Origin of the sequence: Herbaspirillum sp. RTI4 (genome assembly GCF_034313965.1) — a bacterium.
In the GTDB taxonomy this organism is placed as follows: domain Bacteria; phylum Pseudomonadota; class Gammaproteobacteria; order Burkholderiales; family Burkholderiaceae_D; genus Herbaspirillum.
In genome coordinates this window covers 2,328,260-2,351,332 of record NZ_JAVIWQ010000002.1, presented here as the reverse complement: position 1 = coordinate 2,351,332, position 23,073 = coordinate 2,328,260, and the positions used below count along the sequence as shown (strand labels likewise).

General features: G+C 53.5%; 20 protein-coding genes and 2 pseudogenes. 11 read left to right on the top strand and 11 right to left on the bottom strand.

The annotated features are described in order from the left end of the window. Positions 1–53 precede the first annotated feature (53 nt). The gene (locus RGU70_RS10595; RefSeq protein WP_322209355.1) at positions 54–383 is read left to right on the top strand and encodes an L-rhamnose mutarotase; all 330 of its coding nucleotides are present in this window, start codon (positions 54–56) and stop codon (positions 381–383) included. A gap of 60 nt (positions 384–443) precedes the next feature. After that, complete coding sequence (locus RGU70_RS10590; RefSeq protein WP_322209354.1) at positions 444–1,106, top strand: RraA family protein; 663 nt, start codon at positions 444–446, stop codon at positions 1,104–1,106. 233 nt (positions 1,107–1,339) lie between these two features. Here the strand turns inward: RGU70_RS10590 and RGU70_RS10585 are convergent, their stop codons facing one another. From RGU70_RS10585 to RGU70_RS10550, 8 genes are all read right to left on the bottom strand, one after another. Beyond that, positions 1,340–2,236, bottom strand: a complete 897-nt coding sequence (locus RGU70_RS10585; RefSeq protein WP_322209353.1) for a dihydrodipicolinate synthase family protein — start codon at positions 2,234–2,236, stop codon at positions 1,340–1,342. Continuing rightward, positions 2,233–2,889 (bottom strand): bifunctional 2-keto-4-hydroxyglutarate aldolase/2-keto-3-deoxy-6-phosphogluconate aldolase, encoded by a 657-nt coding sequence (locus tag RGU70_RS10580; protein ID WP_322209352.1) that lies wholly within the window; start codon positions 2,887–2,889, stop codon positions 2,233–2,235. The genes RGU70_RS10585 and RGU70_RS10580 overlap by 4 nt, the downstream gene beginning before the upstream one ends. Positions 2,890–2,915: 26 nt before the next feature. Then, positions 2,916–3,062 (bottom strand): hypothetical protein, encoded by a 147-nt coding sequence (locus tag RGU70_RS10575; protein WP_322209350.1) that lies wholly within the window; start codon positions 3,060–3,062, stop codon positions 2,916–2,918. Continuing rightward, positions 3,059–4,357 carry an MFS transporter gene (locus RGU70_RS10570; protein WP_322209349.1) on the bottom strand — a complete coding sequence of 433 codons (1,299 nt, stop codon included), beginning with the start codon at positions 4,355–4,357 and terminating at the stop codon, positions 3,059–3,061. The genes RGU70_RS10575 and RGU70_RS10570 overlap by 4 nt, the downstream gene beginning before the upstream one ends. Before the next feature lie 70 nt (positions 4,358–4,427). After that, positions 4,428–5,735, bottom strand: a complete 1,308-nt coding sequence (locus RGU70_RS10565; RefSeq protein ID WP_322209348.1) for an MFS transporter — start codon at positions 5,733–5,735, stop codon at positions 4,428–4,430. 53 nt (positions 5,736–5,788) lie between these two features. Continuing rightward, positions 5,789–7,531 carry an IlvD/Edd family dehydratase gene (locus RGU70_RS10560; protein ID WP_322209347.1) on the bottom strand — a complete coding sequence of 581 codons (1,743 nt, stop codon included), beginning with the start codon at positions 7,529–7,531 and terminating at the stop codon, positions 5,789–5,791. Positions 7,532–7,669: 138 nt separating this feature from the next. Then, the gene (locus RGU70_RS10555) at positions 7,670–8,650 is read right to left on the bottom strand and encodes a 2-dehydro-3-deoxygalactonokinase (RefSeq protein WP_322209346.1); all 981 of its coding nucleotides are present in this window, start codon (positions 8,648–8,650) and stop codon (positions 7,670–7,672) included. Between the two features lie 523 nt (positions 8,651–9,173). After that, positions 9,174–9,995: an IclR family transcriptional regulator gene (locus tag RGU70_RS10550; protein WP_416186509.1), complete on the bottom strand. Its 822-nt coding sequence runs from the start codon at positions 9,993–9,995 to the stop codon at positions 9,174–9,176. A gap of 271 nt (positions 9,996–10,266) precedes the next feature. On the opposite strand from RGU70_RS10550, the gene dgoD reads away from it, so the two are divergent. The 8 genes from dgoD (at position 10,267) to RGU70_RS10510 (ending at position 20,096) form a co-directional block, all read left to right on the top strand. Beyond that, entirely contained in the window at positions 10,267–11,415 is a 1,149-nt protein-coding gene (dgoD, locus tag RGU70_RS10545) for a galactonate dehydratase (RefSeq protein WP_322209344.1), read from the top strand. Between the two features lie 316 nt (positions 11,416–11,731). Beyond that, a complete protein-coding gene (locus tag RGU70_RS10540) occupies positions 11,732–12,712 on the top strand; it encodes an arabinose ABC transporter substrate-binding protein (RefSeq protein WP_322210771.1) in 981 nt (326 codons plus the stop codon). Between the two features lie 227 nt (positions 12,713–12,939). Next, a complete protein-coding gene (araG, locus tag RGU70_RS10535; RefSeq protein ID WP_322209343.1) occupies positions 12,940–14,481 on the top strand; it encodes an L-arabinose ABC transporter ATP-binding protein AraG in 1,542 nt (513 codons plus the stop codon). Beyond that, on the top strand, positions 14,478–15,425 hold the full coding sequence (gene araH / locus RGU70_RS10530; RefSeq protein ID WP_416186508.1) for an L-arabinose ABC transporter permease AraH: 948 nt from the start codon (positions 14,478–14,480) through the stop codon (positions 15,423–15,425). The genes araG and araH overlap by 4 nt, the downstream gene beginning before the upstream one ends. A 142-nt stretch (positions 15,426–15,567) precedes the next feature. Continuing rightward, a complete protein-coding gene (locus RGU70_RS10525; protein ID WP_322210770.1) occupies positions 15,568–16,344 on the top strand; it encodes an SDR family oxidoreductase in 777 nt (258 codons plus the stop codon). Positions 16,345–16,477: 133 nt separating this feature from the next. Further along, on the top strand, positions 16,478–17,377 hold the full coding sequence (locus RGU70_RS10520) for an SMP-30/gluconolactonase/LRE family protein (RefSeq protein ID WP_322209342.1): 900 nt from the start codon (positions 16,478–16,480) through the stop codon (positions 17,375–17,377). A 19-nt stretch (positions 17,378–17,396) separates the two neighbouring features. Further along, positions 17,397–18,440, top strand: a complete 1,044-nt coding sequence (locus RGU70_RS10515; protein ID WP_322209341.1) for an aldose epimerase family protein — start codon at positions 17,397–17,399, stop codon at positions 18,438–18,440. A 624-nt stretch (positions 18,441–19,064) separates the two neighbouring features. Beyond that, a complete protein-coding gene (locus tag RGU70_RS10510) occupies positions 19,065–20,096 on the top strand; it encodes a porin (protein ID WP_322210769.1) in 1,032 nt (343 codons plus the stop codon). 154 nt (positions 20,097–20,250) lie between these two features. On the opposite strand, the pseudogene RGU70_RS10505 reads toward RGU70_RS10510, so the two are convergent. Further along, positions 20,251–20,622: pseudogene (locus RGU70_RS10505) on the bottom strand (TolC family protein); the annotation flags it as partial. Here RGU70_RS10505 and RGU70_RS10500 point away from each other — a divergent pair. Beyond that, a pseudogene (locus RGU70_RS10500) lies at positions 20,609–20,815 on the top strand (transposase); the annotation flags it as partial. The pseudogenes RGU70_RS10505 and RGU70_RS10500 sit on opposite strands and share 14 nt — an antisense overlap. A gap of 1,041 nt (positions 20,816–21,856) precedes the next feature. On the opposite strand, the gene RGU70_RS10495 reads toward RGU70_RS10500, so the two are convergent. Next, positions 21,857–22,402 carry a hypothetical protein gene (locus tag RGU70_RS10495; RefSeq protein WP_322209340.1) on the bottom strand — a complete coding sequence of 182 codons (546 nt, stop codon included), beginning with the start codon at positions 22,400–22,402 and terminating at the stop codon, positions 21,857–21,859. Further along, positions 22,402–23,067: a Hachiman antiphage defense system protein HamA gene (locus tag RGU70_RS10490; RefSeq protein ID WP_322209339.1), complete on the bottom strand. Its 666-nt coding sequence runs from the start codon at positions 23,065–23,067 to the stop codon at positions 22,402–22,404. The genes RGU70_RS10495 and RGU70_RS10490 overlap by 1 nt, the downstream gene beginning before the upstream one ends. Positions 23,068–23,073 lie beyond the last annotated feature (6 nt).

Sequence of the window (23,073 nt, the reverse complement as noted above, 5' to 3'; positions counted from 1 at the left end):
ATATCGGCCCAAGACCCCCTCAACGAAATGTCACGACAAGCGGGAGACTCATCATGCAACGCATGGGAATGATGATTGGGATCAAGCCGGACAAAATTGACGAATACAAAACACTGCATGCTGCCGTGTGGCCAACCGTATTGAACGCTTTACACATAGCCAATATAAAGAACTTCAGTATTTTCTTACGTGAACCGGAAAATCTGCTGTTTAGCTATTGGGAGTATGTCGGAAACGACTTTGATGCCGACATGCGCCAACTGGCCCAAGATCCGCAGACGCAGCAATGGTGGCTGTTTTGTGATCCATGCCAGGTGCCGCTTGCATCACGGGCCGATGGCGAGCATTGGGCGACGATGAAAAAGGTGTTTCACATGGATTAGCGCCAGCGTGACAGTCCCCTGCTGCAGACCGAAAAACTCCACAAAAAATCAGGAGAAACCATGCTGAACCACCAATCTTTCCCCTTCGTTAAGCGCCTTGAATGCTGCTACTCAGGAATTTTACATGACGTAATGCGCGCCGCAGGCCTGCGTAACTTCACCTTGCCGCCAACACTACGGCCGCTGATCCCTGGTCAAAAGCTGTGTGGTCCGGCATTCACGGTGAGCGGGCGCGTCAGCATCAGCAGCGACGCGCACGAGACGCTGGTGCAATGGACCGGGATGCTATCCCAAGCCAAGTCCGGCCATGTACTGGTGATCCAGCCGAACGATTCGACCGTTGCGCACATGGGTGAATTATCATCAGAAACACTCAAGCTAAAAGGCGTTCGTGGCGTGATAGCCGACGGTGGTGTACGAGATGCCGAGTTCATCATCGGTCTCGGCTTTCAGGTCTGGCATCGCTACTTTACGCCGCGCGATGTTGTCGACTGCTGGCTACCCGATGCCATCGATCAACCAGTGACCATCGGCGAGGTATCGATCAGCCCCGGCGATTATCTGTTCGGTGACCTTGATGGCCTGATCCGCATCCCCAAGGAAGCGATCGAATCGACGCTAAGACTGGCCGAGGCGGCAATGGCTCAGGAAAACAAAGTACGTACAGCAATCCTGGAAGGTATCGATCCGCAGGAAGCTTATCTTAAATATGGAAAATTTTAAGAGACAGCCGACTCATTCCATAAATAAGACGTACGCAAAGCTCTCCCTGATTGGCGTATTTTCAAGAAGCTTGCGGCAAGCCCCGCCCATTTTTAATGACGGCGGATTCAAGCGATCAATGCCAGTTGCTGTTTCAGGGTAGATACGCCCAATATCATGTGTAGATGTTGGTGATTACGATTCCATCGCCACTAGGTAGCACAATCCCGTACTTCATAATCGGGTCTGAAGCACTACCAGATAGGCAAATATTCACTATAGCGTTTGAGGGTTGCTAAGCCAAACGCATCAGGTGCTTGCGCTGGGGCACGATCAAATACCTGCTTCAGTCCAAGTCGGCGTGCGGTCAAGCGCTTGCCGTAGCACAGAAAATTATCGATCGACTGCATCAGGAACACAATCAGAGGCAATATCTCGCGGTACAGCACCAAAGCTTGTTGCAGATTATCTTCGCCGCCCTGCCGAATGAGGTTGTAAATCTTGACCTGGACATCGAAACATTCAGGTGCAGGAATCAGTCCGGCGCAGCCGGCCAGCAAGTTATCAGGGAGTTCTAAACCACCCCGCCCGTTAAATACAGTGAACATGCCTTCCGTGGTTTCAATGGTTTGACGGATTGCGGCCGCAGCGCCTTCGGCCTTCAGAATCTTAACGTTCGAGTGATTCCGACCCAGCGTTTTCAAACCAGTATCCGATAAACCCGTGCCTAAATACATCGCTGCGTTTTGAATCGCTACCGGCACCGGGCAAGCATCCGCCACGGCACCAAAAAAGCGAATATATTCAATCTCCGGCACGCTGCGGCCGGATGGCGGTTGTAGCACCACCCAGTTGGCACCCAGTGCGGCGGCGGCTTTGGCAAACGCCACATACTCCGGAATATTCGGCTCGCTAATCGTCACCGCTAACGGTAGCCGACCAGCAATATCCTCTGCCGCCCACTCCATCACTTGACGACGTTCGCCGGTCGATAGTTTGTTGGCTTCGGTCGCCAATCCAAGAATGGCAATGCCGTGCGCGCCATGACGAATGCTGGCCTCGACCTGACGGCGCATCGCGTCACGATCCAGCGTTCCGTCCGCTTTGAAAAATGCGTACAGAATCGGATAAATGCCCTGATAAGTTGTCATGCTGAGTCCTTAATGTCGGCCTTAATTTCTTTCATGCGGTGAACAAAGGCACGCGCCTTCACAGTGACGGCGGCATAGTCGCCGGTTTGCGCCGGGCCGGTCAGACTGCTGCCGATACCGACCGCCACGCTGCCGTATCTGAACCACTCCTCCATGTTCTCAAGCGTAACCCCGCCGGTGGGCATCAACGGTGCGTGTGGCAGCGGTGCGCGCAGTGCCTTGATATAGGAAGGGGAAAAACTATCGCCGGGAAATATTTTGACGATATCGGCACCGGCTTCCAGTGCCGTCACAATCTCGGTCGGTGTCATCGCTCCCGGCATGGCAGGTACCTGATAACGATTGCACATGCGAATGGTCTCCACGTTCACACTGGGTGAGATGATGAATTGCGCACCTGCCAGTATCGCCATGCGCGCCGTTTCCGGATCGAGTACCGTACCGGCACCGAGCAAGACATCAGCGCCATGCCGTTGGCGCAAGGTCTTCAACACGTCCAGCGTGTCCGGCGTCGTGAAAGCGACTTCCAGCGCCGTAATCCCACCGGAGATGCAAGCCTCTGCCAGCGCCAGCGCCGCTTCGGCAGAATCGGCGCGCACGATGGCAACCATGCCACCGGAGAGAATGCGTTGCAGAATAGTAATTTTAAGCATGAAAAACTCCCTGTTTTAGACTGGTGTTACGAAGGAACGATGACGTGAATATTCGGTGCGGTCGATAAAATCCGTATCCTGCGCCGGTAAAAATGATCTGCGGTGTACCTTTGTTCGCGCGATCCCATCAGAAAAGGAGTGCGCTTGCCGATCAACAGGATTTCAGTTTTCATGATGAAGGTCGTACGGCACATCTGCGCGCCAGCGAAAGCCCCAGTGCGCCGCCCAATACCAATGCGCCGGCCACCAGCAATAAACCGTCGTCATAGCTGCCGGTCGCGTCCTTGATATAGCCCATCACCGGCGGCAAACCGACGCCCGCGAGGTTAGCAACCGCATTGATCAATGCAATTGCCCCGGCAGCGGCAGCGCCACCGGCGAGATACTCGGTCGTCACGGCCCAGAAAACCGGCGTTACCGCCCAATTAAGTCCGACCGCTACCAGCAACAGCAAATAGGTGGCCGTCAGATTACCGGCATAAATACTGATCGCAAGCAGGAACCCGGAAATCAGCAGCGGCACGCCCAGGTGCAAGCGACGCTCCTGGTGCGCATCGGAATGCAGACCATTGAAATACATCAATACGCACGCCAACAGAAAAGGCAACGCAGAAAGCAGACTGACTTCAAAGTTGGACGCACCGGAAAGTCCTTTCAGTATCTGCGGCAAAAATAAGGTCACGCCAATGGTACCGAATGCTTGCAGCAGCCAGAATGCGCTCAACAACCACACTTTGCTATCGGTAAAGGCATGACGCCAGCCGGCGGCATGCCCGCCCGGAGCTTGAGTCGATTCCTTTGCGATCGTCCGCGTTAGCCATTCGCTTTGCGCGGGAGACAGCCACTTCGCATCACTCGGGCTATCCGGAAGGCACTTCAGTACGACCAGACCGAGCAGCATTGCCGGCACCCCTTCGACCAGATAAAGCCAGCGCCAGCCGGCGATTCCGAAAAAGCCATCCAGCTTGAGCAAGCCGCCGGACAGCGGAAGCCCGATGACCGAAGCAAGCGCTGCGCCGATGTAAAAAAAAGACATGGCGCGGGCGCGGTTGCTGGAGGGAAACCAGCGGCTTAGGTAATAAATAATGCCCGGTGTGAAACCGGCTTCCGCCGCGCCCAGCAACAAGCGCATCGAGTAAAGCTGAGTGGGCGTATGAATGAATGCCATGCCGCAAGCCACCAAACCCCAGGTCAGCATGATGCGGGCGATCCAGCGGCGCGCACCAACCCGTACCAGAATCACATTACTGGGGACTTCAAAAATAATATAGGAAACATAAAACAGGCCCGCCCCCAGGCCATACATCCTGGCGCTCAGACCCAGATCAGCGTTCATTTGCAATGCCGCTACCGAAATATTGGAACGGTCAAGATAAGCGACAAGATACAACAGCATCAAAAATGGAATTAATCTTCGGGTGACGATGCCCAGAGTTTCTTCTTTAAACGCCGATGTGATGTTCATCATTTTGTCTCCTCAATGGTCCTTTTTTTAAGGACACTTGTTGTTCATGGATCATGCCAATCAGCTTCTTATTTCATTTGTTCGCCATGCGTCGCTCCGAAGTTCGAATCACTGCCTGCATCACAAAAGTCATCAATCCGCCAAAAGCCAGGCATGCGGACAAAAACAGCATGGGGGCAACATCGCTGCCAGTACGATCCTTGATCATCGGCACCACGTTTTGCGAAATGAATCCGCCCAGATTTCCTATCGAGTTAATCATTGCCAGTCCCACAGCGGCATTGGCACCGACCAGGAAGCGGCCAGGCAAGGTCCATAGCACCGGCTGACCGGCAAAAATTCCGGCCGCCGCCAAACACAGAAAAATGAATTTAAACGTGTTGCCGGGAACCACGACGCTCAGTAACAAACACAGCGCGCCAAACAAAGCCGGCAGCACGATATGCCAGGTTTGTTCATTTTTGATGACCGAGCGCCGTGGTACCCACCAGAGAGCAAAAGCGACGATTACCCACGGGATGATGTTGAGTAAACCGTTGACGGTATTACTGACGCCAAAACCCTTAACGATGGTCGGTAGCCAATAGCTCAGGCCATAAGCCGATAGCGGGAAAAACAGAAAATAGAACGCCATCAGATAAACACGTCCATCGCGCAATACTTCGGAGGGGTTGGCAGGCTTGCCTGGCGCGATATTTTTTTCTTCGGTGTGCAAGGTGGTCAATAGCCACATTTTTTCCGAAGCGCTAAGAAATTTCGCTTCGCGCGGCGTGTCCGGCAATATTTTTAACACCACCACGCCCATCACTATCGCTGGAATACCGGTGACGATAAAGACCCATTGCCAGCCATGCATACCCAGCAAACCATTCAGGTCGAGCAAAGCGCCCCCAATCGGAGCGGCAATTGCATTCGCGACGGCACTGCCGATCATGAAGTAGCCGACCAATCGGGAGCGGGAACGAGCAGGAAACCAAAGCGTCAGGTAATACAACACCCCTGGATAAAATCCGGCTTCGCAAACTCCTAGCAAAAACCGCAGGATATAAAACATCCAGGTGCTATTGGTGAAGGCCAGAGCGACTGTCACCACACCCCAGGACAGCATGATGCGAGAAAACGTGCGGCGCGCACCGATCTTGGCCAGCATCATATTGCTGGGCACCTCGAACAAAAGATAGCCAATAAAAAAGAGCGATGCGCCGAGTCCATAGACCGCTTCGCTGACGCCGAGTGAGGCCACCATCTGCAACTTGGCATAGCCGATATTTTGGCGATCGATATAAGCGATCAGATAGAGCAAGCCCAGCAATGGCATGAGCTTAAGTGTGGCGCGTTGTATTACCCGATCGCCATTGATGATGGCTGTTTGTTTCAACATACTGCCTCCTGCTGTTTCTTTAGTTTTTATTGCCTATGAACCGTCAACAAGCGCTAATGTGAGTCGCGCGGCACGGCTGCCCCGCTTGCCCCTACCAGGACTTCCAGGTCTGCACCCAGATGTGCCTGCTGCACGCCATCGACATAAATCTTGTACCAGCCTCGCGTCGGCGTTGGAGGAGCGACCCACAAGGCACGACGCCGCGCCAGTTCTTCCTCGCTCACATCCAGATGCAAGCGCCGGCCCGGCACGTCGAGTTCAATCATGTCGCCGCTTAGCACCAGCGCCAGCGTCCCGCCTACCGCAGCTTCCGGCGACACATGCAAGACCACTGTGCCGTAGGCCGTTCCACTCATGCGGCCATCGGAAATCCGCACCATGTCGGTAATACCCTTGCGCAGCACTTTGGGTGGCAAGGGCATATTGCCGACCTCGGCAAAGCCGGGATAGCCTTTAGGGCCGGCCCCTTTGAGCACCATCACGCAGGTCTCATCGATATCGAGTTCTTCGTCGTTGATGCGGGCATGCAAATCTTCAACGCTTTCGAAGACCACCGCACGACCTCGATGCACCAGCAGCGACGGCGTTGACGCCGACGGTTTGATGACCGCACCGTTGGATGCAAGATTACCTTTCAGTACCGCAATTCCGGCCTTGTCCTTGAACGGTGCTGCCAGCGGCAGAATCACCTTGCGGTCATAGCATTCAGCCTCGGCATTATTGGCACCGATGGTTAAACCATTGACGGTCAATGCATCCTGATAGATCAGGTGATCTAGTTCACGGATAATGGCAGGCAATCCGCCGGCGTAATAAAAATCTTCCATCAGGTATTCCCCTGATGGCTGCAAGTTGAGCAGGCAAGGCGTATCGGCACCAATGGCATCCCAGTCTTCCAGTTTGAGATCAATACCGATACGTCCGGCAATCGCCAGCAGATGCACCACGGCATTGGTAGAGCCGCCGATCGCAGCATTGACACGGATCGCATTTTCGAAAGCTTTGCGCGTCAGAATTTTTTTCATGGTCAGGTCTTCCTTGACCATTTCTACAATCCGTCTGCCGGACATGTGTGCCAGTACCTGACGACGCGCATCGACAGCAGGAATGGCCGCGTTATGCGGCAGCGACATGCCGAGCGCTTCGACCATGGAAGCCATCGTCGACGCGGTTCCCATCGTCATGCAATGTCCACGCGAACGGTTCATGCAGGATTCTGCATCGATGAATTCTTGCATCCCGATCTTGCCGGCCCGGACTTCTTCCGACATTTGCCAGACGCCGGTGCCAGAGCCAATGGTCTTACCTTTGTAGCGGCCATTCAACATCGGCCCGCCCGACACGCCTATCGTCGGCAAATTGCAGCTGGCCGCCCCCATTAACAGGGCTGGTGTGGTTTTATCGCAGCCCATCAGCAGCACGACGCCATCGATCGGATTACCGCGGATCGATTCTTCGACATCCATCGACGCCAGATTGCGGAACAACATCGCCGTCGGGCGCAGATTGGATTCGCCTAACGACATCACCGGAAACTCGACAGGAAAGCCGCCCGCTTCATACACCCCCTTTTTTACGTATTCGGCGAGCTCGCGGAAATGCGCGTTGCAAGGTGTCAGCTCAGACCATGTGTTGCAAATACCGATAACCGGCCTACCGTCGAACAGATGGTGCGGCAAACCCTGATTCTTCATCCAGCTGCGATGAATGAAGCCATCTTTGTCTTGCTTGCCAAACCACGCCTGACTCCGTAATGGTGGATTTTTTTTATTGTCGTTTGTATTGTCTTGCGACATGGCGGTCTCCAAAAATTGGGAATGAGGTTTTACGCAATAAGCCGCTGACTAGGCCCATTGCCGCAGGCAGTGCATGTGCACGGCAAGGTGATGTGACAACGCCAGCGGAATTTTTCGTAAGTCCTGTTAGTGAATGAGTCATTTGGCTGTGGGGATCAGACCGGCGGCACTGGCCAGATGCCAGAGCCCGGCCTGGGTTGGATCAACGATTTCATCTCTGTCAGCAGACAGACCGAAGTGGGATATAGCAATGCGATAGCGCTCGCAAAGCAGCTTGTCGCCTATCAGGATCAGTGGTGGCGCCTTGCTTGATACGTTGTCAGGAAAGGCTAATATCGCTTCGACGATTTCGTAACCAATCAGCAACCCGGATAAATAATCCGCTAGTTGTGTCGGCGCAAGCTGATTTGTCAAACCGAGTGTGCGCACGCTGATGAGTTTTGACAGTACACCACTTTGCGGATGATCTCTGGCAACATGCAGCCCACGTTCGAAGGCTGACGGACGCTCAAGATCCTGATCCTCCTCATAGGACATCAACCGTCCCAAAATCGTATGCTGGCGTAATGCCGAATACACTTCGCCAGTCATGAACGTAGTGAAATTTTCAATTCTTCCCGCTTGCACTTTCACCCATTTTGAATGGGTTCCTGGTAGCACAATTAACTGCTCTTGATCACTTGCCGTGAGTGCTGGATACAGATGCAGCGCTCCCAGAATTTGGGTTTCCTCGCCACGCATAACATTCGGGAACAACCCGCCTGCTATCACGCCCGGAGCAATATGCACAGGCCGCCCCTGCGGGCCAGCGGTGGTGACCAGATGCAAGGCCAGATCCACGACATTAGCGGGAGTTTCAACGTAGGGAGCCTCACGCCACCCTTGGGCGCTGCCGACCATGCCTGCGGCAAGTATCGGAAGCTGCGGATATTGCATCAGCCAGTCACCGCATAAGCTTGTCAATGCGCCTGCAAAGCCATTCTCTGGCAAATGCATGATGCCCCAGTCGGCCTGGCGACTTTCTACAACCTTCTCCGGCCCCGCCAGCAAGTAGGCGCGCAAGGAGGAGGTGCCCCAATCGAGGGCAATTAGCTGTGCTTGACTCTGTGCTTGATTCATCGGTTTGTTGGAAAAACCTTTTAAAGGAAAGTTGATACACAGTATTTCAAGCTACATAGATTGTCAATATATGAAACACTCATTCAACATGTGGTATTTACTTTGGAGCGTTGTTATAACTCAGGCGTCGCATGCACTTCTTAGATATGTGGGTTCATATCGCACATTGAGTCCGATCTGTATCCAGCAAATAGAACAATTGCACTGTTACCTGCACGCTGACGCCGACAGTACTTGTGAGTTAATGGCGATGGCGCAGGCAATCACGACTACGCTACTCGCGGTACGACGCACCGGCTTTAGAGATACCTGGCGCAAGAGCTTTGCCTGAGTTTTGTAGCCAATGCCAGATATGCCCTGAGCCGACTAGGCTTTCAAGCGCACGAGGAGGTCGCGCGGGAAGAAGGGGCTCATTCTTATTTGAGTCCATTGGCAGAGCCGTCGGACAGGGCAATCGGAAAGATGTTTTTCCTGCCGAAACCACCTAGCTCGGTGGTCGTGGGGTCAGGGATTAGGGAGGTAGTTACATCCTTAGCGCCGTCGCGCCAAGCTCGGTGGAAATGCCGAAGGCCGCTTGTTTGACGGTGTCGACCAGAGATTCCATACGTTTGAGCGGCATGTAAGGATTGGTGCTGGAAACGCTGATCGCAGCAACAATCGTGTGACGAGCGTCGTATATCGGCGCGGCCACGCAGCGAATCGACGGTTCATTGTCCTCCAGATCGAAGGCATAGCCCCCTGCCGCATATTGGCGCATCTGATCGCGAAATTCGGTCCAGCTGCGTTTCGGCAACAGTTTGGATGCATCGGAGTTACTTGTCGCATTACGTTTTTGAAAGAGGATTTTCCATTCATCCTCTGACATACCCAGCATCAATCCCTTACCGACACCAGTGGTCGCGATCGGCATCCGATGACCGACACGCGAACGCATTTCCAATCCCCTTTTTCCAGGAATTTTATCCAGGTAAAGTACATCGTCAACATCGCGTATCGCTAAATGTATCGTGTCGCCAGACAGCTCTGCCAGTTGGTCCAGATAAGGGCGCGCCACGACTGTCAATGAGATTTCATCTCGCGCTTGGAAACCCAGTTCAATCAACTTCGGCCCCAGCACATATCCGGCATTCGCCGTAAAACGCAAATAGCGCTCCTGCACCAGGCAACTCGCAAGGCGGTGCGTCGTGCTACGAGTGGTGCCGACTACCCGCGAAATTTCCATCAGCTCACGAGCACCGCCGGCGACCGCCTGTAGTACCGCCAATCCGCGCGTGAGTGTCTGGGTCCCAGTAGGAGTGCCATTATTTTGAGTGATCTCAGTCAAGTCGGGTGCCTTACGCATCATGGAAGTCGGACATCATAAAAATCAGTGTTGAACAAGTTCACAGGATACCTGTTTGGAGGAGAAACGGCGAGGGTCACTGAATACTTTTGGTTAAATACTACATATTGGGATGATATATCATATATTGACAACGCATATAACTTCCAATACAGTCAATCAAATGCCACTTTAGCAATTGTTTTTAGGCCATCGTATTAAACAGTCACTGCATCAAGAGCGGAAGCAAACCCAGTTGGCTACGCCGAAAAGAACTGACCAGGAGAAGAGATTCATGAAGATCACCAAACTGACCACTTACATCGTGCCGCCACGCTGGTGCTTTCTGAAAATAGAAACCGATGAAGGTGTGGTCGGCTGGGGCGAGCCGGTAGTCGAAGGACGCGCCCACAGCGTGGCGGCAGTCGTTGAAGAATTATCCGACTACCTGATTGGCAAAGATCCGCGCCATATCGAAGATCATTGGACGGTGCTATATCGCGGCGGCTTCTATCGCGGCGGCGCCCTCCACATGAGTGCGCTGGCCGGAATCGACCAGGCGCTATGGGATATCAAGGGCAAGGCGCTCGGCGTTTCAGTCAGTCAGTTACTGGGTGGATCGGTGCGCGATCGCATCCGCGTCTATTCATGGATAGGCGGCGACCGCCCGGCCGATACTGCGGCGGCAGCCAAAGATGCCGTCGCGCGCGGTTTTACCGCAGTGAAGATGAACGGTACTGAAGAACTGCAGTTCGTTGATTCCTACGAAAAAGTAGAAGCGGCGCTGGCTAACGTTGCCGCCGTGCGCGAGGCGGTCGGTCCGCATATCGGCATCGGCGTCGATTTCCACGGCCGCGTGCACAAGCCGATGGCGAAGATCCTGATCAAGGAACTGGATCAATACAAGCTGATGTTCATCGAAGAACCGGTACTTAGTGAAAACTACGAAGCCTTGAAAGAACTGGCGCCATTGTCCAGTACCCCGATCGCGTTGGGCGAACGGCTGTGTTCGCGCTGGGACTTCAAGCGCATCCTCAGCGAAGGATATGTGGACATCATCCAACCGGATGTCTCCCACGCAGGCGGCATCACCGAAACCCGAAAAATCGCCACCATGGCCGAAGCCTTTGATGTCGCGGTGGCATTGCACTGTCCTCTCGGTCCGATTGCGCTGGCAGCTTGCCTGCAAGTGGACGCCGTGTCGTACAACGCCTTCATCCAGGAACAAAGCCTGGGCATTCACTACAACGAGAGCAACGATTTGCTCGACTACGTGAAAAACCCGGAAGTATTTGCCTACGACAAAGGCTACGTCACCATTCCACAAGGACCTGGACTAGGCATTGAAATCAACGAGGAGTATGTCAAGGAACGCACTGCCATCGGCCATCGCTGGCGTAATCCGATCTGGCGCCACAAGGATGGCAGCTTCGCAGAATGGTAAAGATATCGCTTAACAAAGGGCTGCCATAGGCGCATATCGAGAAGAAGAGTGGAGACTTCATGTCGCAAGCTCTCATCCCGCATTCTACGAATTCCGATCCCAGAATAATCACAATTCATGCCCACGCATACACCTGTCATTGGGTGCGGGGCATACTAAAAAATTCCGCACTATGGATTGATTGCCATTCCGAGGAGTATCTGAACCGATGAAGTCACGGGCATCGGTCCGATGTTGTAGCGCGCCGGACAGCGGAGCTGATTACTGAAATTCCGCTCTGTTTTGACATCAACAAGGAGACTTTGACATGAAAACTATAATTCGAAAAACGATTGCCACGCTGGGCTTTGCCGCAATAGCACTGAGTAGTCATGGTGCAATAGCGGAAGACATCAAGATCGGCTTCCTGGTCAAAATGCCTGAAGAAGGCTGGTTTCAGGACGAGTGGCGTTTTGCAGAACAAGCAGCGAAAGAAAAGGGTTTTACCATCATTAAAATTGGTGTCCCGAATGGCGAAAAAGTGATGAGCGCCATTGATAACCTGGCAGCACAGCAGGCACAAGGTTTTGTGATTTGCGTGCCGGACGTCAAGTTAGGCACAGCGATTGCTGCCAAGGCCAAACAACTCAAGCTTAAGTTCTCCACCGTCGACGATCGCCTGATTGACGGCAAAGGTAAGCCCATAGAAAGTGTGCCGCATATGGGCATTTCCGCGTTTGAAATCGGCAAACAGCTAGGCGCGGGTCTGGTGGCAGAGATGAAAGTGCGCAAATGGAATATGAATGAAGTTGGCGCATTACGCATTTCGTTTGACGAACTTCCTACTGCAAAAGAGCGTACCGACGGCGTTCTTGCAGCGCTGAAGGCCGCCGGCTTTCCAACGGCGAACGTAATCAGTGCCCCGCAAGCGAAGACGGATACCGAGAGTGCCTTTAACGCCGGTAGCACTGCCTTACTGAAAAATCAGAAATTCAAAAAGTGGCTAGCTTTTGGCTTGAACGATGAAGCGGCTTTAGGTGCCGTGCGCGCCGCTGAAGGCCAGGGCATCAAGGCAGACAGCATGATTGCGATTGGCATAGGTGGCAGCGCCTCAGCCCTCAGCGAGTTTGCGAAAAAAGAAGCGACAGGCTTCGTGGGTACGGTTCTGCTCAGCCCTAAACGTCATGGCTACGAAACAGCGATGAACATGTACGAATGGGTCAAAAACGGCAAAGTCCCGCCAGCCCTTACCCTGACCAGCGGTACCGTCATGTATCGCAACAATCAAAAAGAAATCAAAGCAGAAATGGGTCTTTAGGCCATACGCAGGCGGGCTTCTGCCCGTCTGCCAGCAGAAGACAGACTGCGCCAGAATCGCTCAGACGGTTGGCGCAGCGCTTCATCATCAGACTTACGCAACAGGCCCTAGCCACATCGCCGCAGTCCGTGCGGCGATGTGGCTAGGCAAGGCGATACCAACACCTGCGGCTTTTTGCGTAAGTCCTGATCAACCACAGCAGATCGCCCTGCGCGAGGAGACTACCCGTGAGCACCTATCTGCAATTTTCATCCATCAGCAAAACCTTTCCTGGTGTGAAAGCGCTGGACGGCGTTTCGTTTGAGGTCGCCGGAGGACAAGTCCATGGACTCATGGGCGAAAACGGCGCTGGAAAATCCACGCTGCTAAAAATACTCGGTGGTCAATACACGCCCTCTTCCGGTCAAATTTTGATCGGGGGCCAGGAACAGATCTTCCACCGCGCCAGCGATTCCATTGCTGCCGGGATTGCGATCATCCATCAGGAACTCCAATACATTCCCGACATGTCGGTGGCCGACAACCTCATGCTGGGTCATTTCATTTCCAAGTTTGGCTTTCTGCGTGATTCCTCTGCCCTCGAATTGGTCAGGTCGGAATTAGCGCGGATGGGTGTGGATATCGATCCGCGTGCGAAGTTACGCGATCTGTCCATTGCGCAGCGACAGATGGTGGAGATTTGCAAGGCATTGATGCGTGATGCCAAAGTCATCGCTCTGGACGAACCCACCAGCAGCCTCTCTCACCGCGAAACCGACATACTGTTTCGCCTAGTAGATGACCTGAAGCACAAGAACAAGGCCTTGATTTATATCTCTCACCGCCTGGAAGAGATCTATCGTTTGTGCGACAGCTGCACTGTACTCAGGGACGGACGTAAAGTGGTGTCCTACCCCTCATTGGAGCAGGTTGATCAGCACGAGTTGATCAACCAGATGGTGGGCCGTGAAATTGTCGACATCTACGATTATCAGCCTCGCCCCTTGGGTCAGCAGATTCTGAAGGTCGAGAACGTGCAGGGCAAGTCCGTACCACGGCCATTGAGCTTTGAAGTTCATCAAGGCGAAATTCTCGGTTTTTTTGGTTTGGTGGGAGCAGGCCGAAGCGAATTGATGAAGCTGGTGTATGGGGCAGACAAACTGCATGCGGGGAAAATTGTTCTCGACAATCAGGAGTTACTCCAATCGGACATTCAAAACTCGATTGCCAAAGGGATGGTGTTTTGCCCCGAGGATAGAAAAGAAGAAGGCATTGTGCGCGGAAGTTCGGTTTCGGAGAACATCAATATGAGCGTGCGACGTCATCATCGCAAATTCCGATTTTTCGTCGACGACAAAAAAGAAGCCGCTATAGCAGACCGGTTTATTGAGTTACTGAAAATTAAAACGCCGAACCGGGATCAGGAAATTCGTTTTTTGTCGGGCGGCAATCAGCAAAAGGCCATTCTGTCGCGCTGGCTGGCCGAACCGGAGGTCAAAGTCATCATCATGGACGAACCCACTCGCGGCATCGACGTCGGAGCCAAACATGAAATTTACGCCGTGATGTACGAGTTGGCCCGCAAGGGTTGCAGCATCGTAATGGTGTCGAGTGAATTACCAGAGGTCCTTGGCGTGTCAGACCGCATTGTGGTGATGTGCCAGGGTCAGATTGTGGGTGAAGTCAGCCACGATGCGGCCAATAAAAACACGGTGCTTGAAATGGCTTTGCCCAAGAGCGCTATCGATTCACACGCTACCGATCACACATTGGAAAGTAAGAGAACATGAATACCCAGCCATCATTAATGCGACGTCTGGTCGCAGACTACAGCCTGATTGTTATCTTTGTCGTGATGTTCGTCGCTTTGTCCTTGACCGTGCCGTATTTCTTTTCACGGCAAAACATCATTGGACTAGGACTTTCCGTATCGCAAATTGGCATGCTCGCCTGCACCATGATGTTTTGTCTGGCCTCGCGTGACTTCGATCTGTCGATTGGTTCCACCGTGGCATGTGCGGGCGTCGTGTGCGCGATGGTCCTCAATAAAACAGACAGCATCGCCATCGGTATTGTGGCCAGTGTGGCATGCGGAGCGATGATCGGTTGGTTCAACGGTGCCGTGATCTCCTATCTGCGTATCAATGCCTTGATTACGACCTTGGCGACCATGCAAATCGTCCGCGGCATGGCCTTCATTGCCTCCGGCGGACAGGCCGTTGGCGTGACCAACGAGAGTTTTTTCGCACTTGGCACGAGCATGCTATTGGGCGTCCCTACCCCGATCTGGATCACGGTGCTGTGTTTTGTCATGTTCGGCGTGATGTTGAACAAGACGGTGTACGGGCGCAATACCCTCGCCATAGGCGGGAATCCCGAAGCTTCGCGCTTAGCGGGCGTCAACGTGGCGAAAACGCGTGTCTATATCTTTTTGATTCAGGGCGCGGTAGCCGGTTTGGCAGGGGTCATTCTGGCTTCGCGGATTACGAGTGGCCAACCTAATGCAGCGCAAGGTTTTGAACTTAGTGTGATCTCGGCCTGTGTGCTGGGAGGAGTTTCGCTGATGGGTGGACGCGCCACTATCAGTGGCGTGGTGGTGGGGGTTCTCATCATGGGTACGGTGGAGAACGTCATGAGTCTGCTAAATGTGGATTCCTTTTATCAATATGTGGTGCGAGGCACGATCTTGTTATTGGCCGTGTTGGTGGACCAGCTCAAGAGCCGCAGGGAGTAAGTCATTGCAAATGCCGATTTTCTGCCAACGGATCGGTCTGCTGGCAGTAAGCGGAAGTGGCCTGCCTCAAAATAGACCGACATTCTCGCTTGTTTTAGCAAACATTCAGCGACCATTTAACGAACATTTAAACGGGATAAATATGACGTATCGACTTCAAGGAAAAATTTGTATCGTCACCGGCGCCGGCCAAGGCATTGGGGCCGCAGTAGCGGATTGCTTTGCAAGGGAAGGTGCCAGTCTGGTGATTGCCGAGCTGGATCAAGCTCTGGGGGCAGCCAAGGCACGCGAACTCGCCGCGCAAGGTACTGCCGCCTTATTTGTTCACACCGATGTGACGCAGATCGATTCGATTCAGGCCATGGTGGCAGAAACTCTGGCGCGGTTTGGACGCATTGATGTCCTGGTCAACAACGCGGGTATCAACGTTTTTCGCGAACCTTTAAAAGCCACCCTGGATGACTGGAAGTTATGCATGTCGGTTGATCTGGATGGGGTGTGGCATTGTTGTCAGGCGGTTTTGCCCGCCATGCTTGACGGTGGCGGCGGCAGCATTATCAATATGGCATCTACCCATTCCTTTTCCATTATTCCCGGCTGCTTTCCCTATCCGGTGGCCAAGCATGGCGTGATTGGCCTGACCCGCGCCCTGGCGCTGGAATATGCGGCCCGCGGTGTGCGCGTCAATGCGATTGCGCCAGGTTATATCGAAACGCGGCTCAATATCGATTACTGGAACAGTTTTCCCGATCCGGTTGCTGCCCGCCAAGCCACCTGCGATCTGCTGCCCCCCAAGCGCATCGGACGTCCCGAGGAAATCGGCATGACGGCCGTATTTCTCGCGTCTGATGAGGCGCCATTCATCAATGCCATTACCCTTGTCGTGGATGGCGGGCGATCGGTTCTTTATCACGACTGAAACGACTGACTACAGCCACACGCGCCTCCATCCGATGTTGACGTCTGAGCCAGTTGGGATGGATGAAGAAATTCAGAGCTTCCTGTACTGAAAATCCTCTCGGAAAAGCTGCTCTTACTACACAAGGATTTATATGAACGGGGCGACTCAACTTGAACTACTGATTGATGCGCAGAATATTCTGGGAGAAAACGTGCTGTGGTGTGAACGCAGTCATCGCGTCTTCTGGACCGATATTCCTGCGCAGCGGCTGCATAGTTATTCGCCGGAGAACGGCACCTCCCGCGTATGGAGCATGCCGGAGAGATTGTCGTGCTTTGCGTTCACGCAAGATGAACATATTCTGCTGATCGGCCTGGCATCGCGCCTGGCATTTTTCAATCTGCTGACCGACACTGTGAGCGCTATCTGCGACGTCGAATCCGACCTGGCGATGACGCGAGTCAATGACGGCCGTTGTGACCGTCAAGGCGGCTTCGTGTTCGGCACCATGGATGAGCGAGCCAGCAAAGAAGCAATCGGCAGTTTTTATCGACTCCATCCCGATCTGACACTGGAGCGTCTGCCCTTACCGAAAATTGCCATCGCCAACAGTATTTGTTTCAGTCCCGATGGCAGCGCGATGCTATTTTGCGACTCGGTCGAAAAAATCATCTACCGCTGGGATGGTTACGCACGCGGGGACACCACCCCTATCCGCGTGTTTGCCGATCTCAGTCCCGGCTCTGCTGCGCCTGACGGGGCCATCATCGACGCCGACGGATTTCTGTGGAGCGCGCAATGGGGTGGCGCTCGCGTGGTGCGTTATGCGCCAGACGGCAGCGTCGAACGCATGCTGCAACTTTCGATATCGCAGCCTAGCTGCGTCTGCCTTGGCGGCGCCCGGCTGAACCAACTGTTTGTGACGACTGCGCGGGAAGCGCTTACGCTCACTCAGCTTGCCGATCAGCCCTTGGCCGGAGGGTTGTTTCATACCCGGTTGGATGATGTACACGGCTTACCAGAAGCACGCTTCAACGGCCTCATTTCATGACCAAAACAAGGGCAAGCTGATGATGCAAATTTGGCATGAATCACTGGAGTCGCTTGCCCCTGGTTTGTTTCGCATGCATCTGCGCGGTTCACATGTCTGGCTGAGCTTTCTCAATGTCGGTGCGCGCATCGAACGCTGGCGTCGTCTCAATCGCGATGGTGAGTGGATAGATCTGTGTCTTTTCTATCCGGATCCTCGGTGCGCCCTGGCGGATACAGTCGCAATGGGAGCGACTATCGGGCGATTTGCCAACCGTATCGCCAGCGGTGAATTTCGACTGAACGGAACAACGATACATCTGGAGCGGAATGAAGACGGAAAAAACCATCTTCACGGTGGCACGCAGGGATTTGGTCAATGTCTGTGGCACCTGAAACAAAGCGACTCGCATAGCGTTGAGTTCAGTTTACATTCGCCGGATGGGGACCAGGGCTATCCAGGTGCTGTGGATATGACAGTGCGTTATGAACTGGAATCAGAAGATCAATTGCGCATCGTGCACCGCGCTATTTGCTCGCAGGACACGATCATCAATACCACTAACCATGCCTATTTCAATCTGCATGGCGCCTCGATGGCAGCAAGTGAATTGCCCTTGCCAAGCATCATGGATCACCACTTGCACATTTCTGCGGACCAGTACTTGCATGATCGCGGTGATTTTATTCCTTCAGGTGCGGTGCTGGATGTCGAAGGCACAGGTTTCGATTTTCGCCGGCCGCGCGCCTTATCCGATCAGGTGCCACGCAGGCCCAATGGCTGGCTCAACACTACCTTTGTGAACCCCCAACGCGATCCCATGCATAGATTGGTAAAGGTTAGCGCTCCAACATCTTCGTGGCTGCTGAGCGTGGGTACCGATGCTCCGGGCATCATTGTTTACAACGGATTTTCTCTTTCCAGAGAGCAGACTTTTGGTCGGTATAAAGCTTGCTCCGGATTGTGTATCGAGCCACAAAATTTCCCGGATTGCGTCAATCATCCGGAGTGGCCCTCCGCGACAGTAAGTCCATCACAACCGTATTTCCGAACCATTATTTATCGATTATCAGAGCGTGGTTGATGAGGGATGACGTCCCGAACAATCTGGAGGCCCGATACTCTTTCAGGTCACTTGCTACCAATTAACTGAAAATTAAATCCCATATAATGGTACTGAATATCATATATTGACAGATCGCATAACTTGACATAAAGTACATCAAAATCCTCCCTCCGAAAATTCCCAGATAAACCAACGAGGCTGGCACAAAGTAAGCCACAGTAAATCGCCCCGACTTAGCATCTCGTCGTTGTCGGCATAACGCCTTACCACCAGCTCTCAGGCATTGAAGCCACGTCATACCACGTGGAATGCAGTGATGCGCTTCGTATCGCGCGCATTGACACGCTATGCACTTGATGCGCGATGAGCACGCTGAGCGCACCGATCAGATTGAAGACGCACCGCATTGAGATGGCAGGGGAATTGACCTGGAATGTGATATCGACGACGCCCGTTATCGTCACTTATCGCAACGAGTTAATGCCACCGTCCTCTCGCTAAGCTTCGAAAGAAGGCTTGGTTTTTATCTCTGCGATAAAAATTGAGAAGAATCAAAAATGATAAAAATTAAACTATAAGAGGAGAGCCAACGTGAAACAAAAAAATACCAAATTGCATTGCCTGGGGATAGCGGTAACCACCATGATGATCGGTGCCATCTGTACTCAGGCACAAGCACAGACCAATGTGACCATCTATGGCCGGATTGACGCTGGCGTCGATTTTCAAACTGGTGTTGCACTGAAAGACGCCAATGGGAATCTGACCGGACAAACCGGCAGCAAAATGGGGGCATCCGGTAATCAGTGGGGCACCAGCATGATCGGCTTCAAGGGCGTTGAAGATCTGGGTGGCGGGATGAGTGCTCTTTTCTTGCTGGAAGCCGGCTTTGACGCTACCAAAGGTTCGCTTAACGGTGGCGCCTTGTTTAATCGGCGCTCTTATGTAGGGCTCAACGGCGGTCTCGGCTCGGTCAAGCTCGGTAAAAATTTGTTCATCGTCAACGACGTTTGGTATCTCGATCCTACCGGACAGCAATGGATGGGGTCGGCTAGCTTAGTCAGCGGCCGTAACTGGCCAGGTGCTGACAACGTAATCGAATATCAAACACCCACTTGGTCCGGTTTTAACGCCACCGTGCAAACCGGCCTGGGTGAACAGGCGGGCTCAACCACTGCCGGTCGGAAAGATGGCATCTCTCTGCTCTACACTAACGGCGACCTTGAACTGCGTGGCATATATGACGTGATTCGTGACACCAACGGCAAATACACGAACCTCTATACGGCTTCCAAAGATTGGATCCTGGGCGGAACTTACACGGTGGACAAACTAAAACTATTTGCCGGATATGAAAATATTTCAGCACCGAACACCTTAGCACCGACTGATCCCAACAAACTCAATCATTACTGGGTCGGCCTCAACTACACAATAACGCCAGCATTGACCTTGATCGGTGCTGCTTACCATAGCAAGCTCAATAATGACGCCGGCAGCGCCAACCTGTTTTTGGTCGGCGCTAACTATAACCTTTCGAAACGAACATTGTTATACGCGAGCATAGGTACGGTACACAACAAGGGCAAAGCGAATTTCGGCACTGAGTATGACAATCCCTTGCCCGGGCATGCCCAGAGCGGTGGTTATGCTGGCATCAGCCATTCGTTCTAAGGGAGTTCTGGTTTAAGCGACTGCTCCCGGCAATCTCGGTGCGGCAGACTCTTCCATTCTCGTCATAATTTTTGGACTAGAGGCATCAGTTGAACGACTGCGGCCTCTTTTTTTATGTTCGCGCCTTCAATTCAGGGCTGCACCTGAGCCACCCCTGCCTGTCTTTTGATCCGCTGGCACCGACCGACGGAAACAGCCCGGCACGCGTGATCTGATATCGCGCCTGCGCGGCTTCCACATTCAGCATGGAGACGCGCAGATCGCGATTATTTTTCAATGCAAGTTCTTCTATCCTTTGCAGGCGTGCATCGGAGAAAAAATTGCGCCAGCCTATATCAACAGCGGCCTGACCATCGGCGCTGCCACCATTGCTGGTGGCAGCAGCGCGGTCTGGTTGCGCGTCGTACACCCCTCCGGCAGGGAAAGAGGTAGCGACAGGCGCATCGGGGCGTTCATAGGTCGGCGGTAAGGAGCAACCCGCCACCAGAATAGCGGCTGCGGTCGCGAAGAGAGACGCCACTTTGATTGCTGCGCCCAGCTCCACCAAGAACAGCACAGGTGAGCGCGGCCCTGAAATGCATCAGACCAAGAAGGGCAACCAATGGCACTTTGGCATGAAGGCCCACATTGGCGTGGACGCCGAGTCTGGCTTGGTGCACACCGTCACGACGACTGCAGCCAATACACATGATGTGACGCAGGCGCATGCTTTGCTGCATGACCTGACGGACTTTACGAATCGAGCGCGTGTCAACTTCTTTTATGCATTTCTGGATCATGAAGATGCGGTGATCGCCATCTATTCAGGCAATCAGCAATCCAAGAACAAGACCCACAAACTGGCACAGTCGCTTGCTGGAAAATTTTCCAGTATCGAGGAGGTTGAAGGCAAGGATTTGCTCAGCTTCATAAAGAAGCTCGAAGCCGCCGGGACGGTCAAGCAACGGCTCTGCCTGGCGATCGACTTCGCTAAGAAGTGCTGCAATGCAGTGGATGGAATCTTGAGCGCCGCGACCAAGCGCGGTGAGCACGCGAAGACGACGCAGGCAACCAAGTATCCAACGTTGTTGGAAGCCGCCAATCGTTATTTGGCAGATGCTTCGAGCACAAATCTCACGTGCTTCTTGGCCGCTATTCAAGGTAATCCGGAAACCACGACATACCGGCGCGACCTGCTGAACAGGCTGACGCACGTTCTCCGCATACACGAAGAGAACAAAAGTCTGAGTCTATTGGAGAGCGCGAACCGCTTGAGTCGGGAGACGAGGGGTGATATTGGCGGTTTTATCGCTCACATCAGACGAAAAAAAACCCGCATCATCGCGGGCCTCCATGTGTTCTAGTGCCATCGGTTGCCAGCCGATGCCAGATTCGATATTACTCCCACTCAATTGTTTCCTAGGCCTTTAAACCCGCATAGATACAGGCTTTCTTGGTTGTTACCATCTAACTTTACCGTCATATTTACCGTCAAAAAACAAACGCTCTGAATGGCGTGGGAGATGCACTCGGTTTGCGCGGCGACTACTCTGCTACATCAGTCATCAACTATCGACAGGAACTGGAAGCCCATCGAAGGCATTGCATCCTACGTTTTTCCGCTTAAGGACCAAGTATAAAGCAACGACTTCTCGTTACCAAACGCTATATAGCGAGCGTGTTCCAATCTTTGAAATCCAAGAGCGGGCACAGTCAGTGCTAAGTCGCGTCGCTCAGCTACCGACACCAGACTGCAGCGCACTTCGGATGGAACCGATTGGTCAAGTCGGAACGCCAGCCACTACCTCTTCGGACTCGAACCACTTTTCTCTCAAAACAAACTGGCGAACCAGATCCGGCTGTGTCGAATAGGCCACCAGCGCCAAGCTACGTTCCGCCCGGCTGCAGGTGACATAGAACAGCCGCCGCGTGGATTCGACCGAAGCGTCGCCTGCCTCCTTCCCGCCAAAGAGTTTCGCGTAGCTGAAGAGGAAACCCCGAGCCTCGACATCATCCATGATGACCATGACCCTCGAAAACTCAAGCCCCTTGACGCCTTGGTGGGTATCGAAATGCGCCTTTCCGGAGACATAGGCGGCGTAGGGAGCGATCTGTAAAAAAGGCGCCGCGAGAAACTCGTCTATCGCTGTCGCCTTCTGGGTTTGACGATCGGCCTCATCATCGCCGTCCTCTTCCACCGCATCTAGCGAGAGATCGCGGTCGACGTTTGGTCGAAGTGCGTCAGGCACGGCGAAGAGTCCACTGCTCGCAACGTTGCGCAGGACATCGCCGAAAGTCGGTTCAGCGCCGGCCTGCCAAAGCAACATCAAGCTGTCGATCGACTCTCTAGCATGACGCAACTGCGTCGACTGATCTTCGGTCGCCCGGAGTTTGTCACCACTGAGTAGTGGTGACAATGTGCGAACGATGCGCGCGACGGCGAAACGATCGCCTCCTCATAGACTTCCGCAATGAACGCTTGATGATCCTCGATGTGGAGGCTGATCACATGTTGATTGCGATCGCTCAAGGCTTCGCGTGCCTCCGCGATCGTTACGTTGCCCAGATTGGCGCGGCTTTTTGATTCGCCCTTCAGGAGCCAAAGTTTGCCATCAGAGCCAACGCCCACGCCGATGAAATCATCCCCGCGCATAGCTACTTCGCGTCCGTCCTTGAATCGCATCCGCCAAACGGGAACGCGGAAATTAGTCTCCTCCTCGACCAGCTCGGAAGCGAGGATCTCGCCGAGATCACCTGATCGCGCTCGTTTTGACTGGGGCAGCAATGCCCTCAAAATCTCGGCGGCCCCGTCGTACCCAAGTCGGGCGACATCGTCTGCGATCCGATCAGCTTGGTCGTAATGGGTTCTAACCGCTTCACCGAGCTGCTCAAGAGCAGCAGCGCGACCACCAGCTTTCTCCGTGTAGGTTCGGAGCGTTTTCTTTTTGTTTTTCTGCTTGGTGCCAGCGCACCAATCCTTGTATAAAGCCATGGCTCC